Annotated in this window: 5 protein-coding genes; all 5 read right to left on the reverse strand. The window is 68.6% G+C overall.

From position 1 onward, the window contains the following. Positions 1 to 39 precede the first annotated feature (39 nt). Positions 40 to 1,713 (reverse strand): N-acetylglucosamine-specific PTS transporter subunit IIBC, encoded by a 1,674-nt coding sequence (gene nagE / locus QZ755_RS14795; RefSeq protein WP_294324339.1) that lies wholly within the window; start codon positions 1,711 to 1,713, stop codon positions 40 to 42. Continuing rightward, a complete protein-coding gene (ptsP, locus tag QZ755_RS14800; protein WP_294324342.1) occupies positions 1,710 to 4,214 on the reverse strand; it encodes a phosphoenolpyruvate--protein phosphotransferase in 2,505 nt (834 codons plus the stop codon). The genes nagE and ptsP overlap by 4 nt, the downstream gene beginning before the upstream one ends. A 60-nt stretch (positions 4,215 to 4,274) precedes the next feature. Further along, on the reverse strand, positions 4,275 to 5,402 hold the full coding sequence (gene nagA, locus QZ755_RS14805) for an N-acetylglucosamine-6-phosphate deacetylase (RefSeq protein ID WP_294324345.1): 1,128 nt from the start codon (positions 5,400 to 5,402) through the stop codon (positions 4,275 to 4,277). Continuing rightward, on the reverse strand, positions 5,399 to 6,403 hold the full coding sequence (locus QZ755_RS14810; RefSeq protein ID WP_294324367.1) for an SIS domain-containing protein: 1,005 nt from the start codon (positions 6,401 to 6,403) through the stop codon (positions 5,399 to 5,401). The genes nagA and QZ755_RS14810 overlap by 4 nt, the downstream gene beginning before the upstream one ends. A 97-nt stretch (positions 6,404 to 6,500) precedes the next feature. Next, positions 6,501 to 7,295 carry a GntR family transcriptional regulator gene (locus QZ755_RS14815; protein WP_294324353.1) on the reverse strand — a complete coding sequence of 265 codons (795 nt, stop codon included), beginning with the start codon at positions 7,293 to 7,295 and terminating at the stop codon, positions 6,501 to 6,503. Positions 7,296 to 7,795: the final 500 nt, after the last annotated feature.

A 7,795-nucleotide genomic window follows, 5' to 3' on the forward strand; every position in this document is an offset into this window, starting at 1 on the left:
AATGCGGTGCGCTATTTGAGCAACACACCGAGAACGTTCTCAAACCAGCAGGTGCAACGTCGTCGGCGTAAGCTGTGCCATGCCGCGCACGCCCGACAGCGATGCAGCGTCCACCGACCGTGGTTCGCGCAGTTCGATGCGGATACGCCCGGCCAGCGCCTGCGCCTGTGCGATCGCCCCCGCCCCGCCCAGCGCAGCAACCAGCGCCGGGGACAGTTCGGCCTTCTCGCCGGCGGGTTCGTCCAACGCCGCCGCGACCTTGGCCATCGGCGCGCCGGTCCCCGCCGCGCGGATTTCCTCGGCAACCTGATCGGCGATCGGGCCGACGATGACCTGCACAGCACGGTCCGACGGGCGGATCACGCCCATCGCGCCCAATGCCTTCAGCGCGGCTTCGTCGACCAGCGCCTGGTCCGCCACCACCAGCCGCAGCCGCGTGGTGCAGGCACCGATACTGGCAAGGTTGGCGCTGCCGCCCAGCGCTGCCAGAAAGGCGCGACCCCGTTCCCCCGCCTCGACCGCACCGCCGGTCATCGGCGCCACGCTGGCGTCGCGGCCGGGCGTCTTCAGGTCGAACCGCACGATGAAGAAGCGGAACACCCCGTAATAGACCGCGAAATAGACCGCGCCGATCGGCAGCAGCAGCAACGGCTGCGTCGCCTTGCCATAGTTCAGCACATAGTCGAACAGCCCGGCCGAAAAGCCGAAGCCCAGCCGCACGCCCAACGCATCCATCACCGCCATCGACACGCCGGTCAGCACGGCATGGATCGCGTACAGGACGGGGGCTAGGAACATGAACGAGAATTCGATCGGCTCGGTCACGCCGGTCAGGAAGCTGGTGAGCGCAAGGCTGAGCAACATACCACCCACCGCCTTGCGCCGGTCGGGCAAGGCAGAGCGGTACATGGCAAGGCACGCGGCGGGCAGGCCGAACATCATCACCGGGAAGAACCCGGCCATGAACGCGCCGGCATGGGGGTCGCCGGCAAAGAAGCGCCGCAGGTCGCCGGTCGTCCCGTTGAAATCGCCCAGCACGAACCACGCGACATTGTTCAGGATATGGTGCAGCCCGGTCACCAGCAGCAGCCGGTTGAGCAGGCCGAAGCCGAACAGCCCGAAGCTGCCCGACGCCACCAGCGCGCGGCTGGTCAGATCGAGCGCCGCGCTGATCCCGGCAAAGCTCAGCCCCAGCACCATGGCGATGCCGACGCCGGCCAGCCCGCTGACGATCGGCACGAACCGCCGCCCGCCGAAGAAGGCGAGATATTCCGGCACCTTGATCGTCGCGTACCGATTGTAGAAGCCGCCACCGATCAGGCCGGAAACGATACCGATCGGCACGTCCAGCTTGCCGAACGCCTTTGCCTTCCACGCGGCCGACAGGATGGCGGCGGTGGCGTCGTTGAAGCCCTGCGTCACGTCGGCCGGCACGGTCAGGAACACCGGCCCGCCATTCTTGACGACCAGATAGCAGACGACCCCGGCAAGACACGCCGCGCCGTTACCGTCGCGGGCGATGCCGCACGCGACGCCGATCGCGAACAGCAGCCCGAGATTGTTGAACAGCGCATCGCCCGCCGCCGCGAGCAGGCCGATGTCGAGCAGGTCGGGCTGGCCCAGCCGCAGCAGCAGCCCCGCCACCGGCAGGACCGCGATCGGCAGCATCAGCGCCCGGCCGATCGGTTGCAGCGCTTCGACGATCGACTTCATGCGGACAGCTCCTGAAGAAATTCGCGTGCAAGCGCGCGGACCTCGCGTGCCGACGATGCCGCCAGCGCGCGGATGGCCAGCGTGTGGCAGGCGACGGTATCGAGCCGCCGGACCAGCGCCTTTAAGTCGGGGACGAAGCGCGGCGATGCCGACAATTCGGTGACGCCGAGGCCGATCAGCAGCGGGATCGCCAGCCGGTCGGAGGCGAGGCCGCCGCAGACGCCGACCCAGCGGCCATGGCGTTTCGCCCCCTCGGTCGTGTGCGCGATCAGTTGCAGCACCGCCGGATGCAGCCCGTCGACGCCGCCGGCGACCGCCGGATTGCCGCGATCCATCGCCAGCGCATATTGGGTCAGGTCGTTGGTCCCGATCGACAGGAAATCAGCATGGGCGGCGAGCGTCGCCGCCGTCACCGCCGCCGCCGGGGTCTCGACCATGATGCCGACCTCCACCTGATCGGCAATCCCCATCTCGCCGCGCAAGCGGTCGACCGCCGCACGGACGGCGGTGATTTCGTCGACGCTGGCGACCATCGGCACCATGATCCGGCATTGCCCGACCGGCTGGACCGACAGGATGCCACGCAGCTGCGCCTCAAGGATTTCCGGCATGGCCAGCGCGACGCGGATACCGCGTAGGCCCAGCGCCGGATTTTCCTCCGGAGCGATCGGCAGGTAGGAGGCGGGCTTGTCGCCGCCGACGTCGAGCAGCCGCACGATCAGCGGCCGCCTCTCCAGCGTGGCGGCAATGTCGCCATAGAGCGCGGCCTGTTCGGCGGCATCGGGTGCGGTATCGCGGTCGAGGAACAGGAATTCGGTGCGCAACAGCCCCGATCCTTCCGCGCCGTTCGCCATGGCGACCACCGCATCCTCGACCGATCCCAGATTGGCGAACGCTTCGATGCGGACGCCGTCGGTGGTGACGCAATGTTCCGCCGCCTGCGCCAGCGCGGCGGCACGGTCGGCGGCGCGGCGTTCGATCCCGGTGCGGGCCGACGCCAGTGCCGCTTCATCGGGCGCGACATGGATCACGCCGCTATCGGCGTCGAGGATCAGCATCGTGCCGTCCTCGATACCCGTCAGCGGCGCGCCGACCGCGACCAGCGCGGGCAGGCCCATCGTCGCGGCGAGGATCGCGACGTGCGAGGTCGGGCCGCCGCGCTCGACCAACAGGCCCGCGACACACGCCGGGTCGAGCGCCATCACCTGCGACGGCAACAGGTCGTCGGCGAGCAGGATCGTGCCCGGCGCAAAGGTCATCGCATCGTCCGCCGCGCCGGTCAGTTCGCGCAACACCTGCCGTTCGAGGTCGAGCAGATCGTCGGCGCGCTCGGCCAGCCGCGCATCGCCCAGCGACCGCAACGTCGTCGCCTGCGCTCGCGTCGCCTGTCGCCAGGCATGACCGGCGTCGCGCCCGGCCCCCACGTCGCGGTCGGCCGCCTCGCGCAACTCGGGATCGCCCAGGAACGCGATATGCGCCGCGCGGATCGCCGCGCCCGCGCCGGTGCCGTCCTGCGACGCCAGCCGGTCGCGCACCGCCGCCAGCGCACTGTCGAGCCGCGCAGCCTCGACGCCCGCGCCCTGCCCGTCGACCGGCACCGCAATGTCGGCGACGCGCAGCCAGCGGGCGGTGCCGATGGCGAAGCCCGGCGCGGCCAGCGTACCGGCCAGCTGCCCCTCGGGCAGTTCAACCGGCGGTACGGGCGGCGGGGCGGCGATCGGCGCGGCGGGGGCGTGCGCCACGCCCTCGCCGATCCCGCCTTCGATCAGGGCGACCAGCGCGTCGACCGCCTGTGCCGCATCGGGGCCGCTGGCGCTGACGCGGATCGTGTCGCCGAACCGGATGCCCAGGCCCAGCAGCCCCACCGCGCCCGACGTCCTGGCCTCGGTTCCGTTCTTCGCCAGCCAGCTGGTGGCGGTGAAGCCGTGCGCGACCTCGCCGATGCGCGCCGCCGGGCGGGCATGGATACCGTGCGCCATCGGAACGCGGACGTCCGCCTCGACCCGCTCCCCTGACGCATCCTGCGCCGCAGCGATCGCGTCCAGCGGCTCCAGCGTCAGCAGCGCATCGCCGACCGCGACCACCCGGCCACCGCTGCGATCGGTGATGCGAAACCGGTCGCCATTGGTGACGATGATCGGCGTCATCAGCGATGGCGCAGCCTGCACCAGCGCGTCGAGGTCGAAATCGATCAGCGGCTGGCCGCGCGTCACCATGTCGCCGACCGCGACCTTCGCGACAAAGCCGCTGCCGCCCAGCTGCACCGTGTCGATGCCGACATGCATCAGCAGCTCGACCCCGCCCTCCCCGCGCAGGGTGATGGCATGGCCGCCGGCGTGCAGCGTCAGCACCTGTCCGTCGCACGGCGCGTGCAGCGTCGTGCCGAGCGGATCGATCGCCGCCCCGTCGCCCAGCATCCGCCCGGCGAACACCGCATCGGGTACGTCGTCGAGTGCGCCCGCCCAACCGTGAAGCGGCGCGGTCAGCTGGATGGCGGTCATCATTGCCCCCTTGGATAAGGTGGCCCGGCCGCACCCCTTGGCGCCGGCCGGGCCGGATCATCAGACGATGCGGTTGCCCGCGATCCACGTGCCGCGCACGGTCAGGTCGGCGGCGAGCCATACGAAATCGGCGCTGTGGCCGATATCTATGCTGCCGATGCGGTGCGACAGGCGCAGGAACGCGGCCGGGTTGGCCGATGCCATCGCCACCGCATCCTCGAACGCGACGCCCAGCTCGACCGTGTTCGCGACCGCCGTCGCCATGTCGAGGTCGCAGCCCGCCAGCGTACCGTTGTCGTCGACGCACACGCCGTTCTCGACATGGATCGGCTGTCCGTTCAGCACGAATTCCTTGCTGGCCGCGCCGACCGTCGGCATCGCGTCGGTCACCAGCATGAACCGGTCGACCGGCCGCGAGTTCAGCGCCACGCGAATGGCCGCGGGATGCAGATGCGCCCCGTCGACGATCAACCCGGCATAGACGGCCTGGTCCTCCAGCACTGCACCCACCACGCCCGGCTCACGATGCTTGAGCGGCGACATGGCGTTGTAAAGGTGGGTGACACCCCGCGCACCGGCATCGATCGCGGCGCGCGCCTGTTCATAGGTCGCGTCGCTATGGCCGATGCTGACGATCACGCCGGCAGCGACCAGCCGCTCGATCGACGCGACGTCGTTGCGCTCGGGCGCCAGTGTCACCATCACCACGCCCTTGCGCGGGCGCGTCAGCAGGTCGATCGCCGCATCGTCCAGCGCGCGGAAATGCTTCGCGTCGTGGATGCCCTTGCGCACCGGGTTCAGGAACGGCCCCTCGACATGGATGCCGACCACGCCCGGCACGCCCTGTTCGATCGCGGCATCCACGGCGTCGAGGCCGGCGGCGACGATATCGAGTGAATCGCTGATGAGCGTCGGCAGATAGGCGGTCGTGCCGTACTGCGCATGAGCCGCACCGATCGCGCGGACACCCTCCACGGTCGGGTGGTCGTTGAACAGCACCCCGCCGCCGCCATTGACCTGCGTATCGACATAGCCCGGCACCAGCCAGCCGCCGTCGAGGTCGATGACCTCCGCGTCGTGCCCGCCATGGAAATCGGCGATGACGCCGTTTTCGACCCGGAACGCGCAGCTGTCCTGCGTACAGTGATCGGCTAGGACGCGCCCGCCGCGAAAGACAAAGTTGCTCATCGCGTTTCCGTGACCTTGCGCAGGTGCGGCGGCTGGTCGGGGTTCAGCCCGCGCCGCAGCGACACCGTGTTGACCATGCGATAGAAGCTCTGGATCATCAGGATCGGTTCGATCGCCGGATGGCTGCGGATCGCCGGGGGATGGCTGTCCGGGTTCGCCGCATCGGCCAGATGGACCGCGGCGCCGCGCCCGGCGAACTCCGCCGCCGCCGAACGCACGTCGTCGCCGGCATCGTCCGAGGTCGCGAAGCCCAGCAGCGGGAAGCCGTCGTTGATGATCGCCATCGGCCCGTGACGGACCTCCGCGCTGCTGAACGCCTCTGCATGGAGCGCCGAGGTTTCCTTCATCTTGAGCGCAGCTTCCTGCGCGACGCCAAAGCTGTAGCCGCGCCCGATCACGAACAGGTTGCGGGCATCGACCAGCGTGTCGGCGACCGGCGTCCAGTCGAGGTCGAACGCCACCTCCAGCTGTGCGGGCAGGCCGTCGAGCGCGGCGAGCAGCTCGGCATCCTGGCTCCAGTGCGCGGCGATGGCGGCGAGGCCCGCGAGCGAGGCGATGAACGACTTGGTGGCCGCAACCGACGTTTCCGCGCCCGCCGACAACGGCAGCACGGTGTCGGCAAGCGCCGCGAGCGGCGAATCCTCGACGTTCACCAGCGCCACGACGCGCGCACCCGCCGCCTTGTAGCTTTCGACCGTGCGCAGCAGGTCGGGGCTGCGGCCCGATTGCGACACCGCGATCACCAGCGCGTTCATCCGCTCCATCCGCGTCGCATAGACGGAGGCCACCGACGGCGCGGCGCTGGCAACGGGTACGCCGCACAGCGTCTCGACCAGATATTTGCCATAGGTCGCGGCATGGTCCGACGACCCGCGCGCGCAGGTGACGACCAGTGCCGGCGGATCGGCGCGCAGCGTTTCGCCCAGCGCGGCGAGCGTGGCGGCGTTGCGCGACAGGAACCGGGCGACCGATGCGGCGCCCTCCCCGGCCTCGCGGTGCATCGCGGTCGCCTCTGCGGCGGGAGCGGCGGCGGCCGGCATTGGCTCGGCCTGAACGGTGGACGTCATCTACCCCCTCTTGGTCCCGGCCAGCGCCGGATCAGCTTGCGTTCAGTTCGGCAACGACGTCGTAGGCGTCGCCACGATAATAGGATTGGGTGAATTCGACCGTGTCGCCATCGGGCAGGAAACCGCGCCGTTCGATGAACAGTCCGGCATGGCCGACCTCCACGCCCAGCCGCCGCGCCTGTTCGGCGGGAAAGGCCATCGCGCGCAGCCGTTGCAACGCGCGCACCGGGCGACATCCGGTCACCTCCAATGCGGCATAGAGCGAGTCGCCGACCGCATCGACGTTCGGCAGGCAGTGGCCCGCGATCGCTGAATATTCGACTGCCATCGGCACGTCGTCTGCAAAGCGCATCCGCTGGAACCGATAGACCGGCGTGCCCGGCGAAAGGCCCAGCGACATCGATTCCTCGGGCGTTACCAGCCCGGCGGATTTGGCCACCCACGCACTGCTCGGCACGCGACCGCGCGCGACCATATCCTCCGAAAAGGACGACAGTTTGGAAAAGCTCTTGTCGACCCGCGCCGCCACGAAGGTCCCTGCCCCGCGCCTGCGCAAAACCAGCCCTTCGTTCGCCAGCCCCTCGATCGCCTTGCGCACGGTGATGCGCGACACGGCATATTCGGCGGCAAGGTCGCGTTCGGGCGGGATGGCGTCGTCCTGTTGCAGGATGCGCCGTTCGATCGCAGTCCGCACCAGCTGCTGCAGCTGGACATAGAGTGGCGCATGGGCGTCGCCCCGCAGCAGCCCGACCCGTTCGGAAAAGCTCTCCCCGCCGACGAACGGCGCGGATGCAGGACCGGAGGAGGATGCGGACGAAGCTGGCACGCACTCTCGATAGGTACGTTTTTGGTATTAATCAATGGCGATTCGATGGTTCAACAACCGTCGTTTCAGGCGCCTCTATAGCGCGGCGGCATGGATTGGACTGCATTCTACGCACGCTTTGGCTCTAGCTTAATCGATTACATATCGTCGACGAGATATATAATACGCGACATATAATTACATGATAGCCTCCTGCAGCCCACTTACAGTGTCATTCCTGCCAAAATCTCGTTGATTTTCTCACCAGTGCAGAATGTTTTCATTTTTATGTAGATTTTATGATCGCGATTGGTCACATTGCATTCGACCAAAACGAGCCTGCATGGTGCCAATCAAGTACCAATGCTGGACGCATGTCGTCTCGCCCGTCGCGGCCACATTCGGGGGGGCGCATTTCGCGCCCGGATATAAGGGGTAGGGGTCCATGGCATTTTCGCGTTTCGCATATCTAGCTTCCACCGCGCTGGTGGCGCTCGCCACGCCGGCGTTCGCACAGGAAG

This window comes from uncultured Sphingomonas sp. (genome assembly GCF_913776855.1).
GTDB lineage: Bacteria > Pseudomonadota > Alphaproteobacteria > Sphingomonadales > Sphingomonadaceae > Sphingomonas.

Excerpts from the sequence above, each read along its gene's own strand:
- nagA (WP_294324345.1), bottom strand. The coding sequence starts at position 5,402 with ATGAGCAACTTTGTCTTTCGCGGCGGGCGCGTCCTAGCCGATCACTGT.
- QZ755_RS14810 (WP_294324367.1), bottom strand. The coding sequence starts at position 6,403 with ATGCACCGCGAGGCCGGGGAGGGCGCCGCATCGGTCGCCCGGTTCCTG.
- nagE (WP_294324339.1), bottom strand. The coding sequence starts at position 1,713 with ATGAAGTCGATCGTCGAAGCGCTGCAACCGATCGGCCGGGCGCTGATG.
- ptsP (WP_294324342.1), bottom strand. The coding sequence starts at position 4,214 with ATGACCGCCATCCAGCTGACCGCGCCGCTTCACGGTTGGGCGGGCGCA.